This is a genomic window from Blastococcus sp. TF02-09, from assembly GCF_003319105.1.
In the GTDB taxonomy this organism is placed as follows: Bacteria; Actinomycetota; Actinomycetes; order Mycobacteriales; family Geodermatophilaceae; genus Blastococcus.
This window is the reverse complement of sequence record NZ_QOHH01000007.1, coordinates 123,355-138,926: the sequence shown is the minus strand read 5'-3', so window position 1 is coordinate 138,926 and position 15,572 is coordinate 123,355. Positions and strand designations below refer to the sequence as shown.

General features: G+C 74.9%; 12 protein-coding genes. 8 read left to right on the top strand and 4 right to left on the bottom strand.

Annotated features, from left to right (window positions below):
• Positions 1-81: 81 nt before the first annotated feature.
• The 4 genes from DQ239_RS12430 (at position 82) to DQ239_RS12415 (ending at position 5,432) form a co-directional block, all read left to right on the top strand.
• Positions 82-2,949 carry a fibronectin type III domain-containing protein gene (locus DQ239_RS12430; RefSeq protein WP_147252111.1) on the top strand — a complete coding sequence of 956 codons (2,868 nt, stop codon included), beginning with the start codon at positions 82-84 and terminating at the stop codon, positions 2,947-2,949.
• Between the two features lie 30 nt (positions 2,950-2,979).
• Positions 2,980-3,525, top strand: coding sequence for a DNA-3-methyladenine glycosylase I (locus DQ239_RS12425; RefSeq protein WP_233489136.1), 546 nt, complete (start codon positions 2,980-2,982; stop codon positions 3,523-3,525).
• A gap of 126 nt (positions 3,526-3,651) precedes the next feature.
• Entirely contained in the window at positions 3,652-3,819 is a 168-nt protein-coding gene (locus DQ239_RS12420) for a DUF3117 domain-containing protein (protein WP_012947303.1), read from the top strand.
• Between the two features lie 146 nt (positions 3,820-3,965).
• Positions 3,966-5,432 carry a hypothetical protein gene (locus DQ239_RS12415; RefSeq protein WP_113834728.1) on the top strand — a complete coding sequence of 489 codons (1,467 nt, stop codon included), beginning with the start codon at positions 3,966-3,968 and terminating at the stop codon, positions 5,430-5,432.
• Positions 5,433-5,447: 15 nt separating this feature from the next.
• Here the strand turns inward: DQ239_RS12415 and crtI are convergent, their stop codons facing one another.
• Positions 5,448-6,947, bottom strand: a complete 1,500-nt coding sequence (crtI, locus tag DQ239_RS12410) for a phytoene desaturase family protein (protein WP_113834826.1) — start codon at positions 6,945-6,947, stop codon at positions 5,448-5,450.
• 124 nt (positions 6,948-7,071) lie between these two features.
• On the opposite strand from crtI, the gene DQ239_RS12405 reads away from it, so the two are divergent.
• A complete protein-coding gene (locus tag DQ239_RS12405; RefSeq protein WP_147252109.1) occupies positions 7,072-7,458 on the top strand; it encodes a hypothetical protein in 387 nt (128 codons plus the stop codon).
• A gap of 85 nt (positions 7,459-7,543) precedes the next feature.
• Positions 7,544-8,239: a DUF6766 family protein gene (locus tag DQ239_RS12400; RefSeq protein ID WP_113834726.1), complete on the top strand. Its 696-nt coding sequence runs from the start codon at positions 7,544-7,546 to the stop codon at positions 8,237-8,239.
• A gap of 1 nt (position 8,240) precedes the next feature.
• On the opposite strand, the gene DQ239_RS12395 is transcribed toward DQ239_RS12400, so the two are convergent.
• Together DQ239_RS12395 and DQ239_RS12390 are read right to left on the bottom strand one after the other, a co-directional pair.
• The gene (locus DQ239_RS12395) at positions 8,241-9,911 is read right to left on the bottom strand and encodes a SpoIIE family protein phosphatase (RefSeq protein ID WP_233489135.1); all 1,671 of its coding nucleotides are present in this window, start codon (positions 9,909-9,911) and stop codon (positions 8,241-8,243) included.
• A 115-nt stretch (positions 9,912-10,026) separates the two neighbouring features.
• The gene (locus tag DQ239_RS12390; protein ID WP_113834725.1) at positions 10,027-11,142 is read right to left on the bottom strand and encodes a spore photoproduct lyase family protein; all 1,116 of its coding nucleotides are present in this window, start codon (positions 11,140-11,142) and stop codon (positions 10,027-10,029) included.
• Between the two features lie 144 nt (positions 11,143-11,286).
• Between DQ239_RS12390 and DQ239_RS12385 the strand changes: the two genes are divergently transcribed.
• Together DQ239_RS12385 and DQ239_RS12380 are read left to right on the top strand one after the other, a co-directional pair.
• Positions 11,287-12,471, top strand: coding sequence for a zinc-dependent alcohol dehydrogenase (locus tag DQ239_RS12385; RefSeq protein WP_113834724.1), 1,185 nt, complete (start codon positions 11,287-11,289; stop codon positions 12,469-12,471).
• A gap of 36 nt (positions 12,472-12,507) precedes the next feature.
• Entirely contained in the window at positions 12,508-13,278 is a 771-nt protein-coding gene (locus tag DQ239_RS12380) for a 5-oxoprolinase subunit PxpA (protein ID WP_113834723.1), read from the top strand.
• 100 nt (positions 13,279-13,378) lie between these two features.
• On the opposite strand, the gene DQ239_RS12375 is transcribed toward DQ239_RS12380, so the two are convergent.
• Positions 13,379-15,481, bottom strand: a complete 2,103-nt coding sequence (locus DQ239_RS12375) for a fibronectin type III domain-containing protein (RefSeq protein ID WP_113834722.1) — start codon at positions 15,479-15,481, stop codon at positions 13,379-13,381.
• Positions 15,482-15,572: the final 91 nt, after the last annotated feature.

The window sequence follows — 15,572 nt, the reverse complement described above, 5'->3', positions numbered from 1 at the left end:
CTCGTCCTGGCGCTCCTGGCGGTTGGGGGACCGGTGACCGACCGGGGGCCGGCGCCCGTCCCCGGGCTGCGGACGGCCAGCGTGACCGACCCCGCGCCGCCGACCAACGTCGTCGCCGCACGGGCCGACCGCGCGCTCGCCCTCTCGTGGACCGCGCCGGGAGAGATCTCCGTCAGCGGCTACGACGTCTTCCTCGACGGCGTCCTCGCGGCGAGCCCCACCACCACGAGCGTCACCGTCACCGGGCTGACGAACGGCCGGAGCTACGTCGTCACGGTGCGCACGCACACGACGTTCCTGGGCGCCACGTACACGGGGACGACGGCGAGCACCCCGGCCACCGGCACCCCGGGCGACACCCTGGCCCCCGCCGCGCCAGCGGCCGTGACCGCGGCGCCGGGGGACCGGCAGGTCGCGCTGTCCTGGCCGGCCAGCGGCGAGTACGACGTGGCGCGATACGAGCTGTCCCGCGACGGCACGGTGATCGCCACGGTCACCGGCACCGGGTACACGGACACCGGTCTGGTCAACGGCAGGACTTACGCGTACTCGCTGGTCGTCATCGACACCAGCGGCAACCGCTCGACGCCGACCACCACGACCGCGGTGCCGCGCGACTCGGTGCCGGCAGCGGCTCCCGCCTCGCTGGGCGCGGCGCCGGGGGACCGGCAGGTTGCGCTGTCCTGGCCGGCCAGTGGCGAGTACGACGTGGCGCGATACGAGCTGTCCCGCGACGGCACGGTGATCGCCACGGTCACCGGCACCGGGTACACCGACACCGGCCTGGTCAACGGCACGACGTACACGTACTCGCTGGTCGTCGTGGACACCAGCGGCAACCGGTCGACGCCGACCACGACGTCCGCCGTGCCGCGGGACTCGGTCCCGGCGGCGGCTCCCGCCTCGCTGGGCGCGGTGCCGGGGGACCGGCAGGTCGTGCTGTCCTGGCCGGCCAGCGGCGAGTACGACGTGGCGCGATACGAGCTGTCCCGCGACGGCACGCTGATCGCCACGGTCACCGGCACCGGCTGGACCGACACCGGCCTCGTGAACGGCACCTCGTACGGCTACTCGCTGGTCGTCGTGGACACCAGCGGCAACCGGTCGACGCCGACCACGACGTCCGCCGTGCCGCGGGACTCGGTCCCGGCGGCGGCTCCCGCCTCGCTGGGCGCGGTGCCGGGGGACCGGCAGGTCGTGCTGTCCTGGCCGGCCAGCGGCGAGTACGACGTGGCGCGATACGAGCTATCCCGCAACGGCACGGTGATCGCCACGGTCACCGGGACCGGGTACACCGACACCGGCCTGGTCAACGGCACCTCGTACGGCTGGTCGCTGGTCGTCGTCGACACCAGCGGCAACCGCTCGTCGGCGACCACCACGACCGCGGTGCCGCGGGACACGGACGTCCCGGCCGCGCCCACCGGGCTGGCCGCGACCCCGGGCGACGGCCAGGTGGCGCTGTCCTGGGCGACGAACGCCGAGGCCGACCTGAGGCACTACGAGCTGTCGCGCGACGGCGTGCCGATCGCCACGGTCACCGGCACCGGGTACACCGACACCGGCCTGGTCAACGGCAGCTCGTACACCTACACGCTGGTCGCGGTGGACACCAGCGACAACCGGTCGGGGGCATCGGCGCCCGCGAGTGCGACGCCGGTGCTCGCCACGGTGCCCGCCGAGGGGGCGGGGGAGTCCGGCGGCCTGGCGGTGAGCAGCACCGGCCGGTACGTCGTCGTCGGCACCCGGGCGCGGCTGGAGCCGTCGGACACCAACTCCGCCTACGAGCTCTACCTGTTCGACCGGACGGCGGGCACGCGGACCCGGATCGCGCCGCTCGGCGCCGCCGCGACCGGTGCCACCGACCTCACGAACACCGCCGCCCCGGCGATCAGCGACGACGGCCGCTACGTCGTCCTGGCGACCACCGCGGCCCTCCTGCCCACCGACACCAACCGGCTGGCCGACGTCTACCGGCGCGACCTGGTCGCCGGGACGTGGGCGCTGGTGAGCGTGCCGTCCGGTGGGGCGGTCAGCGCCGGGACCGCCGGGACCCAGTTGCAGACCGGTGCGTCGGTGTACTCGACCAGCCCGAGCGTGGCCGTGTCCGCCGACGGCAACCTGGTGCTCTTCTACTCGCCGCGGCCGGACCTGGTGCCCGGCGACACCAACGGCGCGGTCGACGTCTTCGCGAAGAACATGACCACCGGAGCGGTCACCCGGGTGTCGGCGACGGCGTCCGGTGCCAACCTGCCCCGCACCGCGCTCGGGCCGGCCCTCGCCCTCACCCCCGACGGCCGGTACGCGCTGTTCCCCGCGACCTCGTCGAACGGGCCGACGGTCCTCTACCGCAAGACGCTGTCCGGAGCCGGCGCCGGCGAGGCCGTCGTCGTCTCGGCGGTGGTGGTCGCCGGCCGCCGGACCGAGTTCGCCGTCCACCGGGACGCCGGGGACGTCGCGATCAGCGACGACGGCCAGTACGTGGCCCTGGTGACCAGCGCGAAGCTGGGCACGCCGACCCCCGCCGCGAACTGGACCACCGGCCTCGCCCACCGCATCGACACGACCACCGGCACGTCGGTGGCCATGGGCGACGGCCAGACGACCTCCTGGGAGCACCAGGTCGAGCTGGACCCCACCGGCCGCTACGGGTTCTTCTCCACCACCGCGGCCGCGCTGCCCGGGGACGGCAACGGGCACACCGACCACTACCGCCGCGACCTCGACGGCGGCCCGCTGGTCCTGGTCACCGCCGACGCCGACGGCCGGGCCACCGGCGGGGTGACCGGCTCGATCGCTCCCGCCGAGTACGGCCGCCTGTTCGCCGTGGGGGCCGACCGCGTGCTGATCACGACGTCGCAGGCGCTGCTGGCGACCGACGCGAACGGCCGGCGGGACCTCTACGCCAAGGACCTCGCGGGCGGGAACGTCTCCTCGGTGGTCGGCTGACGGTCGGTGGGCCGCGTTAGCGTGTCCGGCGTGCCGACCCGATGCGCCTGGGGCGACAGCGCGCCCGAGTACGTCGCGTACCACGACGAGGAGTGGGGCACGCCCCTGCACGCGGACGACGCGCTGTTCGAGCGGATGTGCCTCGAGGCGTTCCAGTCCGGGCTGGCCTGGATCACCATCCTGCGCAAGCGCCCCGCGTTCCGCGCCGCCTTCGCGGGCTTCTCGATCGACGCCGTGGCGGAGTTCGACGCCGACGACGAGGCGCGGCTGATGGCCGACGCGGGCATCGTGCGCAACCGCGCGAAGATCACCGCCGCCGTCCGCAACGCCCGCACCGCGCAGCAGCAGCCGGAGGGGCTCTCGGCGCTGCTGTGGTCCTTCGCGCCCACCGGGCCGCGGACCCGCCCGGCCACGCTCGCCGACGTCCCCGCGACCAGCCCCGAGTCGGTGGCGATGGCCAGGGAACTGAAGCGCCGCGGGTTCGTCTTCGTCGGCCCGACGACCGGCTACGCGCTCATGCAGGCCACCGGGATGGTCGACGACCACGTCGCCGACTGCTTCCGCGCGTTCCCCTGATGGGGCCCTCGTGTTGGACGACGGAGCCGCATACGGGATCATGGGTGGTGGAGTTCCAGCAGCGACGGACGCCACCCCACCTCCCGCCCCGGGCGGGGAGCGGTGTGGCCGGCGAAGGAGGCACGCATGGCGGCCATGAAGCCGCGCACGGGTGAAGGTCCCCTCGAGGTGACCAAGGAGGGCCGCGGCCTGGTCATGCGCGTGCCGCTCGAGGGAGGCGGTCGTCTCGTCGTCGAGCTGTCGCCCGACGAGGCGGCGGCGCTGTCGGAGGCACTCAAGGGCGCGACCAGCTGACCACCTCCGCCGAGCTGCCCTGAGCAGCCCAGCGCAGGACGACACGGCCCCGGCCGCCGGCGACCAGCCGGTGCCGGGGCCGCGTCGTGTCCCGGCTCGGGCACCCGTCCGCTGCGGAGCGTCGTGCCGCACGAGAAGGTGGACCGATGAGCGAGGACCAGCACGGAGTCGTGTTCCCGGTGGACGCCGAGGGACGGCGCAGCACCGCGGCGCTGGGCCGGGCGGTGGCCGCGGACGGGCTGCGGCCGGTGGACGCCGCCGGCGCGCTGGCCGCCGAGCGGGAGACCAACTGGCGCGGGGGATACCTGACCCACTTCCGGCGCCTGGTCGAGGCCGGGCTGCCCTCCGGCGCGGCCGCCCGCACCATCGCCGAGGAGGGGCTGGTCTCGCTGCACCGGCGCATGCGGGTCGCCGGCCCCGACGGCGAGACCGGCCTCGACGGGCTGGCCGGGGCCCCCGCCGGCCGCACGCTGCACACCGTCGAGATCCGCGGCACCGCGGAGCCGGAGGGGGAGCTCTCGCTGCCGTTCCACGGCCGGCGGCTGCGGGGCGACGCGCTGCTGCGTCAGCTGGACGACTGGGTGACCGCCGGGGTGGTCGAGCCCTCGTGCGCCGAGGCGGTGCGCACCGTGGCGGCCCATCCGGAGTGGCTCGCGGTGCCGGACAGCACGGTCGTCGTCCTCGGTGCCGGAGCCGAGATGGGCCCGCTGACGGCGCTGCTGCGCTGGGGCGCCCGGGTGGCCGGCGTCGACCTGCCCCGCGCCGCGCTCTGGGAGCGGGTGCTCGACACCGCGCGCGGGAGCGCGGGCACCCTGCTGATGCCCGTCGACGACCCGGCGGCCGACCCCGAACCGGCCCGGGCGGGCGCCGACCTGATCAGCGAGGTGCCGGCGGTGGCCGACTGGGCCGCGAGCCTGGCCGGGCGGCCGGTGCTGGGCAACTACGTCTACGCCGACGGCGCCACCAACGTGCGGGTGTCCACGGCGGTCGACGCCCTGACCGTGCGCCTGACCGCGGCCCGGCCCGAGCTGGCGCTGGCCTTCCTGTCCACCCCGACCGACGTCTTCGCCGTCCCGGCCGACGCGGTGGCCCAGTCGGTGCGCGCCTACGCCGACCGCTCCCGCGCGGCCAAGCTGCTCGGCCGTCCGCTGCGCACCGTGTCCGGCGGCCGGTTGCTGCAGCGCGCCTACGTTCCGGGCACCGACCCCGGCATCGCCGACAGCCTGGTCGCCCAGCAGGGACCGAACTACGCCCTGGCCAAGCGACTCCAACGGTGGCGGGCGACGACGGCGCGGGCGGCCGGCACCACCGTGTCGATGAACGTGGCCCCGCCGACCCGCACCCGGTCGGTGGTGAAGAACCGCGCGCTGGCCGCCGCGTACGCGGGTGCGCACCGGTTCGGCGTGGAGATCTTCGAGCCGGCGACCTCCAACGTCCTGATGGCCGCGCTGCTGGTGCACGACCTGCACACCGGCGGCGGGCCGCGGCACGAGCATCCGTGGCAGGACGAGGCGCACGCGGCCGCGCACGGTGGCCTGTGGCGGGCCGCCTACCAGCCGCGCAGTGCGCTGGGCCTGGCCGCGCTGCTGGGCTACGGCGCCGCCCGCGGCTGAGCCGGCGCGCGGGAGCTACGCCGGGCCGACCAGCCCGGCGACGATCTCCGCCGACAGCGTCACCAGGGGCAGCCCGCCGCCGGGATGCGCCGAGCCGCCCACGAGGAACAGACCGGGAACGGGGGAGGCGTTGGCCGGGCGGAGGAAGGCCGCCCGCGCCCCGTTGCTCGAGGTGCCGTAGATCGACCCGCCGACGCTGCCGGTGTCGCGGGCGAGGTCGGCGGGGGTGCGCACCACTCGCCGGCGCACCCGGTCGCGCACGTCCAGCCCGCGGTCGGCCATCACCCGCAGCACTTGGTCGGCGTACTCCTCCGCCCGGCCGGGCCGGTCCCAGTCGACCCCGCGGCCGGGCTCGTGCCGGGGCGCGTTGACCAGCACGAACCACGACTCGCTGTCGTCGTCGGGACGCAGCGCCGAGTCGTCGGGGGCGCTCACGTAGACGGTGGGGTCGACGGCCGGTCGGGGCCGGCCGGCGTGCCGCCCGGTACCGAACACCGAGTCGAACTCGTCGTCGTAGTCGGCCGGGAACAGGACCGAGTGGTGCGCCAGGCCCGGCGTCCGGCCGGTCAGGCCCAGGAGCAGCGCGAACCCGGACAGGGACGGCGTCGCCCGCGCCAGCGACCGCAGCGGCGCCGCGGCCAGGGGCGGTGGCACGAGGTCGGCGTAGAGCGCGGCGGCGTCCACGTTCGAGACGACGACGTCGGCGTCGATCACCTCGCCGTCAGCCAGCTCCACGCCCGCCGCCCGGCCCCCGGCGACGACGACCCGGCGCACCGCGCAGCCGGTGCGCAGCACTGCCCCGCGCTCCACCGCCCGCTCGGCCACCGCCTGCGCGAGCCGGTGCAGGCCACCGCGCACGTACCAGGAGCCGAAGGCATGCTCGGCCCAGGCCACGGTCGCGAGCACCGCCGGGGCGCTGCGCGGATCGGAGCCGGAGTAGGTGGCGTACCGGTCGAGCAGGGTCCGCAGGGAGGGGTGCCGCAGGTACGCGGCGCCGAGCCCGCGCAGCGACTGCCACGGCGCGATGGTGGCGACGTCGGCCGGCCGGCGGGCCAGCCGCGCGAGCGTGGCCGGCCCGGCGAGCGGGGTCCGCAGGAAGGGCCGCTCGCTGATCCGCCACATCTGCTCGGCCCGGGTCAGGAGCGCCGACCACTGGGCGCCGGCGCCGTCGCCGAGCGCGGCATCGAGGGCGCCGGGCACCGCGCCGGGCTCGCCCGGGACGGTCAGGTGGGTGCCGTCGGAGAAGCGGTAGTGCACCGCCGGGTCCAGCGGCACGAGGTCCAGCGACTCCTCCAGCGGCGCCCCGGTGGCGGCGAACAGGTCGCGGTAGACCTGCGGGAGCGTGACGAGGCTCGGACCGGTGTCGAAGGTGTGCCCGTCCACGGAGAGCCGGCCGAGCTTGCCGCCGATCCGCTCCGCCGCCTCGAGCACGGTCACGGTGTGGCCCTGCGCGGCGAGCCGGGCGGCCGCGGCCAACCCCCCGAGGCCGGCGCCCACCACCGCCACGCGCGCCACGTCGGCCACGGTAACCGGCCCCGCGTGGGCGCTCGGTCGGGCGTGTGTCCGGTGCCGGTTCGCGGGTAGCGGCCCGGGTGCCCGGTCGAGCAGCGCACCGGGCACCCCGTCGCGAGGAGACGTCGTGCGCGGAACAGCTGCCGGCCTGGTGACCGCCGGAGCCCTGGCGCTGACCGGGTGCGCCGCCGCGTCCGAGGCGGACGCCGGGGCGGTCGCCACCGCCTTCGAGGATCCCCGCGGGGATCCGCAGGACCGCTGCGATCTGCTGGCACCGGCGACCCGTGCCGCCCTCGAGGCGGACGGCGCCGCGCCGTGCGCCGACGTGCTCGGCGACGTGCAGCTGCCGGGGGGCGACGTGACGGCGGTCGAGGTGTGGGGCGGTGACGCGCAGGTCCGCCTCGGCGGCGACGTCGTCTTCCTGACCGAGACCGGCACGGGCTGGCGGGTGACGGCGGCGGCGTGCGAGCCCCGCGGCGAGCTGCCCTACGACTGCGAGGTGGACGGGCCGTGAACGGCGTCAAGGCGGTCTTCCTGGCCTACCTGCTCCTGATCCTGCTCGGCATCGCCTACGCGTTCGTGCTGGGGGTGACCGGGCGGTGAGCAGCGTCGACGAACCCACCTACGGCTTCCTGCGCAGCAACGCGCTCAGCCTGACCTTCGGCGGGCTCTTCCTCGCCACGCTGGCCGGCCAGGCGCTCTCGGGCACCGCGGACGTCAACGCCCAGCAGCACACGAACGGCCTCGAGCCGCTCGGGGTGCTCGACTACGTCACCTCGTCCTCGTTCTGGGTCGACGTGATGGAGAACTGGCAGTCGGAGTACCTGCAGTTCTTCGTCTACGTCTTCGCGACCGTGTGGCTGGTGCAGAAGGGGTCCAGCGAGTCGAAGGAACCCGGCAAGGAGGGCACGGAGACCGACCGGGAGCAGCGCGTCGGCGAGCACGCGGGCCCGGACTCGCCCGGCTGGGCGCAGGCCGGGGGATGGCGGACGGCGCTGCTCTCGCGGTCGCTCGGTTTGGTGATGGGCGGGCTGTTCCTGCTCACCTGGACCGCCTCGGCCGTCACGGGGTGGGTGGCGTTCAACGGCGAGCAGCTGGGGCAGCGGCAGGACCCGGTGACGCTGGCGGGTTATCTGGGCGAGGCCGACTTCTGGAACCGGAGCTTCCAGAACTGGCAGTCGGAGATGCTCGCCGTCGGCTCGATGACGATCTTCGCCGTCTACCTGCGCCAGCGCGGCTCGCCGGAGTCCAAGCCCGTGGGCGTCGCGCACGCCGACACCGGCCGGACCGGCTGACTCAGGCCGGCACGGTCAGGGCGAGCAGCGCCATGTCGTCGGCCTCGTGGCGCGACCCGGTGACCTGCGCCTCGACCGCGGCCGCCACCGTGGCGACCGTCGCCTCGGCCGTCGTGCAGCCGGACTCGGCGAGCAGCCGCTGGAGGGTGTCCTCGCCCAATTGCCCGCCCGCGTCGTCCCGGGCCTCGGTGACCCCGTCGGTGTAGAGCAGCAGGGTCGAGCCGCACGGCAGGTCGACGGTGGAGTCGGTGAAGGTGGTGGCGGCGTCCACGCCCAGCGGCGCGGAGGGCTGCCCCAGCGCCACGACGGCGCCGTCGGCGGTGCGCAGGAGGGGCGGCGGGTGCCCGGCGATGCTGATGCCGGCCCGGCGCCCGTCGGGGCCGTCCTCCAGCACCAGGCAGACGGCGGTGACGAACCGCAGCGGCCCGGCGCCCTGGTCGCGCAGGAGCGCAGCGTTGACCGCGGCCAGCACCGCCGCGGGGCAGCCGGCCGCCGAGGCGGCCCGGGCGGTGTGCCGGGTCAGCGCCGTCAGCGCGGCGGCCTCCGCGCCGGTGCCGCACACGTCGGCGACGAGGGCCATCCAGCGGCCGTCGGGGAGCGGCAGCACGTCGTAGGTGTCGCCACCGACCAGCGCCGACCCGCCGCCGGCCCGGTACCGCGAGGCCAGTTCCAGGCCGGGCACCGTCGGCAGGTGGGAGGGCAGCAGGCTGCGCTGGAGCGTCTCGGCCAGCGACCGCATCTCCGCCTCGGCCCGCAGCCGGCCGAGGAACTGGCCGATCTGGCGGCCGGTGTGCGAGAGCACCTCGGTGAGCTCCTCGGGGACGGTGCGGTGCGCGCGCGAGAACAGCTCGCAGACGCCGAGCACCGACTCGCCGTGCAGGACCGGGAAGGCCACGCCGGTGCGGACGTCGTCGGCGCGGGCGGCCGCGCGGCGCAGGAACCGCTCGTCGTTCCACAGGTCCTCGAGGACCGCCGGCGCCCGCGACTGGCGGACGAGACCGGGGAGTCCCTCGCCCGGGCCGAAGCTGCGCCCGGTCTCCGCGCGCAGGGCGGGCACCTCGACGCCGGGAGCGGTCCACGTCGCGGCGTGCACCAGCCGGCCGCTGTGCTCGTCGGCCTGCCACAGCGCCGCGGCGTCCCAGTCCAGCTCCGTGCAGAGCGTGGGCAGCAGGCGCTGGAAGGCGACGTCGGCGTCCGCGGCCTCGGTCAGCGCAGCGGTCACCCGGAGGGTGGCGGCGAGGTAGCGGCTCACCTGCAGCTGGCGCTCGAGCAGGATCGTGGTGCTCGCGTCCCTCAGCACGCTGACGATCGACGAGTCCTCCGGCGCCGCGCCCGGAGCGGGCTCCACCCGGGCGAGCGTGACGTCGATGAGGACCTCGTGGCCGTCGGCGTGCAGGGCGGGCAGCTGGGTCGTCTGCCCCACCAGTTCGCCCTCGCCCGTGGTCAGGAACCGGGTGATGTGGTCGCCGTGCCCCGCCCGGAAGCGCTGGGGCATGATACCCGTGAGCGGCCGCCCCAGCAGGGCACCAGGGGAGTGGCCGAGCAGCCGGTGGATCGCCGGGTTCGCGAAGGTCACCCTGCCGCGGGCGTCGGCCACCACGACGGCGTCGGGCAGCGCGTCCAGCAGGGTCTCCGGGGAGACCGTCGGCGGACGAACCGAGTTCAGCGGCACCCTGCCCCCCGGCGGTGGAACGATCACTGTGCGTAGAACTGTGTCACACCGGACGTGGTCGCCTGAAGGGATGAGTCGACATGTGTCCTTGTCGACACCCGCTTGCCCGTGGGGGTCAGAACGCGTATCGGATCCGCAGCCAGGGCGCGTGCTGCTCCACCAGTCGGTACAGCCGCTGTACCCCGTCGCGCTTGACCTCGTTGCGGTACCGGACGTTGTCCTGCCCGTTCTGGCTCCGCTTGGGCTGCTGCAGGTCCGGACGCCAGAGCAGGTCCTCGGCCTGCGGGTGCCAGCCGAGGTTCACCTCGTGCAGGTCGCGGTTGTGGGTGAGCAGGATGACCTCGGCGGCCGCCTGCGCCTTGGCGGTGGGGGAGAGCTCGTCGTCCAGTCGCTGCAACAACGCAGCCCAGGCGGCCTCCCAGCCGTCGCGGAGCACCACCGGCGAGAGGTTGAGGTGCACCTCGTAGCCGGCCTCGACGAAGTCGTCGACTGCGGCGATCCGCTCGGCCACCCGGCTGGTGCGGACGTCGAGCACGCGCGCGTCGTCCTCCGGCATGACGGAGAAGCGGATGCGGGTCCGCCCGGCGGGGTCGAGGTCGAGCAGCTGCCGGTTCACGTACTTCGTGGCGAAGGAGGCCTTGGCGGTGGGCAGCTCCCGGAACGTGGCGACGAGGTCGGCGACGTTGTCGCTCACGAGCGCGTCGACCGAGCAGTCGCTGTTCTCGCCGAGGTCGTAGACCCAGCTCTCCGGGTCGGCCTGGTCGGGCTCGGTCTTGGGACCCTGCCGCGCGACGTGTCGGCGGAGGTAGCCGGTGATCTGCTCGATGTTGGTGAAGACGGTGATCGGGTTCGCGTAGCCCTTGCGCCGGGGCACGTAGCAGTAGGCGCAGGCCATGGCGCAGCCGTTCGCGGTCGAGGGCGCGATCCAGTTCGCCGACCGCCCGTTGGGCCGGGCCGAGAGCGACTTCTTGACGCCGAGCACCAGCGTCTCGGTCTTCACCCGCACCCAGCGCTCGACGTTGCCCGCGTTGCCGTGCAGGTCGGGGATCTGCCAGTGCGAGGGCACCTCCACGACGTCGGCCCCGGGGAAGCGACCCAGCACCTGGCGGCCGCGGGGGCTGTCGAGGGCGGCGGGCTCGGCGTAGATGCGGCGCACCTGCAGGAGGCGGTTCGGGGGCGCGGGGGTCGGGGGCGGCTCGGGGTCGAAGAGCGTGAGCTCGGCCGGTGCCATGCCAGGTCCAGCGTGCGGCCGGGGGCCGGCATTCCGCCCGCGGGCATGGCGGAGGCCTCGGTTTCGTGCTCGCGGCCAAGGGCACAGCCAGCGATGACGATCGTGTGCCGACGGGGACGCGAGGACGAGACGAACGGTGGATCCATGAAGGCAGTGACCTGGCACGGACAGCGCGACGTACGGGTGGAGGAGGTGCCCGACCCGTTCGTGCAGGAGCCCACGGACGCCGTCATCCGGGTCACCACCTCGAACATCTGCGGTTCGGACCTGCACCTCTACGAGCCGCTGTCGCCGTTCATGGGCGTGGGCGACATCCTCGGCCACGAGAACATGGGCCAGGTCGTCGAGGTGGGTTCGGCCGTCGGCAACCTGAAGGTCGGCGACCGGGTCTCCATCCCGTTCCAGATCTCCTGCGGGCACTGCTGGATGTGCCAGCAGCAGCTGTACACCCAGTGCGAGACCACCCAGGTGCGCGAGCACGGCACGGGCGCGGCGCTGTTCGGCTTCTCCAAGCTCTACGGCGAGGTGGCCGGCGGCCAGGCCGAGTACCTGCGGGTGCCGCAGGCGCAGTTCACCCACATCCCGCTGCCGGACGGCCCGCCCGACGACCGGTTCGCCTACCTCTCCGACATCCTGCCCACGGCATGGCAGGGCGTGGAGTACGCAGCCGTCCCGGACGGCGGGACGCTCGTCGTCCTGGGGCTGGGTCCGATCGGTGACTTCGCCTGCCGGATCGCCCAGCACAAGGGCTACCGGGTGATCGGCGTGGACCTGGTGCCCGAGCGGCTGGCGCGGGTGCGCGCCCGCGGCGTCGAGGTCGTGGACCTGAACGAGGTCGACGAGATCGGCGACGCCATCCGGGACATGACCGGCGGCCGCGGTCCCGACTCGGTGCTGGACGCCGTCGGCATGGAGGCGCACGGCTCCCCGGCCACGACCTTCGTCCAGAAGGCGGCCGGCCTGCTGCCCAAGGCCGTCTCCGCGCCGATCATGGAGCACGCCGGCGTCGACCGGCTGAACGCGCTGTACTCCGCGATCGACATCGTCCGCCGCGGCGGCACGATCTCGCTGTCCGGTGTCTACGGCGGCGCCGCCGACCCGATGCCGCTGATGACGATGTTCGACAAGCAGATCCAGCTGCGCATGGGCCAGTGCAACATCAAGCGCTGGATCCCGGAGATCATGCCGCTGCTCACCGACGCCGATCCGCTCGGCGTGGACGACTTCGCCACGCACCGGGTGCCGCTGTCGGAGGCGCCGGAGATGTACCGGAAGTTCCAGAAGAAGGAAGACGGCGTCGTGAAGGTGCAGCTCAAGCCCGAGCTCTGAGCGCTCCGCTCACCGGCGCAGTGCGAGACTGCGCCGGTGAGCACCTCCGTCGACCTCAACGCCGACCTCGGAGAGGGGTTCGGCGTCTGGCGGCTGGGTGACGACGACGCGCTGCTCGGCGTCGTCACCAGCGCCAACGTCGCCTGCGGCTTCCACGCCGGCGACCCGACGACGATGCGCCGCGTCTGCGCCGGCGCCGCCGCCGCGGGCGTGGCCGTCGGGGCGCAGGTCTCCTACCGCGACCTGGCCGGCTTCGGCCGCCGGTTCGTCGACGTCGAGCCGGTCGAGCTCGCCGCCGACGTCCTGTACCAGCTGGCCGCGCTCGACGGCATCGCCCGGGCCGAGGGCACCCGGGTCCGCTACGTCAAACCGCACGGCGCCCTGTACAACGCGGTGGTCGGGCACGAGGCGCAGGCCCGGGCCGTCGTCGACGCCGTCGTCGCCCACGACCCGGCGCTGGCGGTGCTGGGGCTGCCCGGCTCGGCGCTGCTGCGGGCGGCGGAGGCGGCGGGCCTTCGACCGGTCCCGGAGGGGTTCGCCGACCGCGGCTACACCGCCGAGGGCGGCCTGGTGCCGCGGCGCGAGCCGGGGGCGGTCGTGCACGACGCGGCCGAGGTCGCGGCGCGGGCCGTGCGCATGGCGGTCGAGGGCACCGTGGTGGCCGTGGACGGCAGCACCGTGCCGGCCGCCGTCGCGTCGATCTGCGTGCACGGCGACACCCCGGGCGCGGTGGCGCTCGCCCGGGCGGTGCGGACGGCGCTGGAGCAGGCCGGCGTCACACCCACGGCGTTCACGTCCGCCGGCTGACCCCCGGCACACGCAGAGGGCACGCCATCCGCGGGGGATGACGTGCCCTCTGCTGCCGGTCCGGCGGCGCCCGGTCCGCAGGGACCGGGCGCCGCTGGGGTCAGCCGTTCGCGACGGTCGTCGTGGCGATGCTGCCGCCGCGGCTGGAGGTGACCCTCACGAGCGCGGGCCGGTTGGTGGCGAACCAGCCGGTGCGCGCGCGGATCGTCCAGGCGCCGGTCACCTCGGGCGCGACCGGTGCGGCGACCGTCGTGGTGATCGTCCGCGGGAGCCCGGTGGCGGGGTCGACGACCGGGACGCCCTGGGCGGTGAGTGCCGTGACCGTGATGGTCGCGCCGGCCTCGCTGCCCGTGCCCTGAATGCGGAAGTCACCGGTCTTCCACTGGGCGCGGGTGACCGTGATGGTGTCCGCGGCCGGTGCGGCCGGGGTGACGGTCTTCGCGGCGGACGGAGCACCGGTGCCCACCGCGTTGGTCGCCGTCACCGTCACCGTGTAGACCGTGCCGTTGGTCAGCCCGGTCACCGTCGCCTGGGTCGAGCCGGGCAGGGCGGTCGCCGTCCGGGCCGGGCCGGTCGGCGGCGTGGCCGTGACCGTGTACCCGGTGATCGGCTGCGAGCCCGGGGTCGGCGCCGTCCAGTTGACGACGGCGGAGTTGTTCCCCGGCGTGACCGCTCCGAGCACCGGGGCGCCCGGCGCGGCGGCGGTGCCCAGCGTGTACGTCTCGGTCTTGACGAACGACGTGTTGCCGGCCGCGTCGAAGGCGACGTACTTGAGCGTCACCGACGGCTTGGCCGCGCTCAGCCCGAGGGGGAAGGGAGCCGTGTACAGGTTGGCGTCCGCCCCGGCGTCCACGCCGTCCAGCGGGCTGGTGCCGTCGAGCGTGTAGTAGATCTGACCGTCGGCCGACGTCGCGAGGGTGATCGTCGGGTCGGCGGTGACCGTGCCGCCCGCGGGCGTTGCGCTCACGGTCGGCGCCGTCGTGTCCGTGTTGCCTCCGGCTCCGCCGTCCGCCGGGCTGCCGACCAGGGCCGGCGGCCAGGACTCACCCGCGTCGGTGACCGTCCGCACCTCGATGCGGTTGCCGGCCAGCGTGCCGCTCAGCTTGGTCGACGTGGCGTTCGGGTTGCTGATGCGCTTGCCGAACTCGGTCTGCTCGCCGGCGGTGCTGGCGACCGAGACCGCGCGCACCGTGAAGCCCTGCACCGGCGCGGTGCCCGGGTTTTGGGTCGCGGGCGTCCACCCGACCGTGATCTCGCCGGGCGCGCTCTGCGTGGCGGTCACACCGGTCGGCGACTTCGGGCCCTGTCCGGCGGCACCGGCGGGGCAGCCGCCGAAGCCCGGGCCGTCGATCTCCCCGAACTCGCTGATGGTCAGGCCCTGGCGGTTGCCGTCGGCGTCCTCGTTCTGCCAGGCCATGACGCGCAGCTGGCCCTCGCTGACGGCCGTGGCGGTCGCGGCGGTCGGGAACTGGTAGGTGGCGGTGAACTGACCGCCGGTCACGGCGAGCCCCGACTGGTAGTCGCCCTTGGCGGACTGCTGCAGCTCGGCCGGCGGGACCGCGCGGACGTCCCGGCGGGCCACCGCGGGGTCGTCCTTGAGCGACGGGTTGATGATCCGCTGCTCCATCTTCGCGGTGTCGACACCCGCGCCCGCCCGGCCGGAGACGACGAGCCTGCCGCCGTCGAGCTGCGAGCCGGTCACCTCCACGTCCTGCACGGTCGTGTCGTACGAGACGTTGTCGTACCGGACGACGATGACGTCGCCGGCCTGGATGTTCGGGGTGACCTGCGGACCGCCGCCGGCTCCCCAGCAGATGCCTCCGGGGTGGTTGACCTCGACGGTGGGCTCGCCGGCCGCGATCGCGGCGGGGCTCGCGCCGGTGCCGGTCGCAGCTCCGATGACGCTCCCGCCACGGCGGACCTCGATCGTGACCTGCTTGCCCGAGGCCGCCTCGAACCCCTCGAGGGAGACCATGTCGCGGTTCGGGAAGACCACGATGTTGTCGGGGAACACGGGGACGGCAGCGCTCGCCGGCGAGGCGAGGACCACGGAACCCGCGGTGGACGCGACGGTGAGGGCGCAGGCCAGCGCCCCCCACCGGGTGCGTGCCGTGGATCGCCGTCGCGTCAGTGCGGGGTCGGAGGAATGGGCCGGGCGGCGTCCTGCCGGGCGGCCCACGGGCGGGCTGGTGGATTGGTGCATGACGATCTCCGCTGTCGGGGTCTTCCGGCACCGAGCGGGTGTCCGGACTTCCGGCTCCGACTGTTCCCGCGGGCGGAGCGGGTGGGCAGCC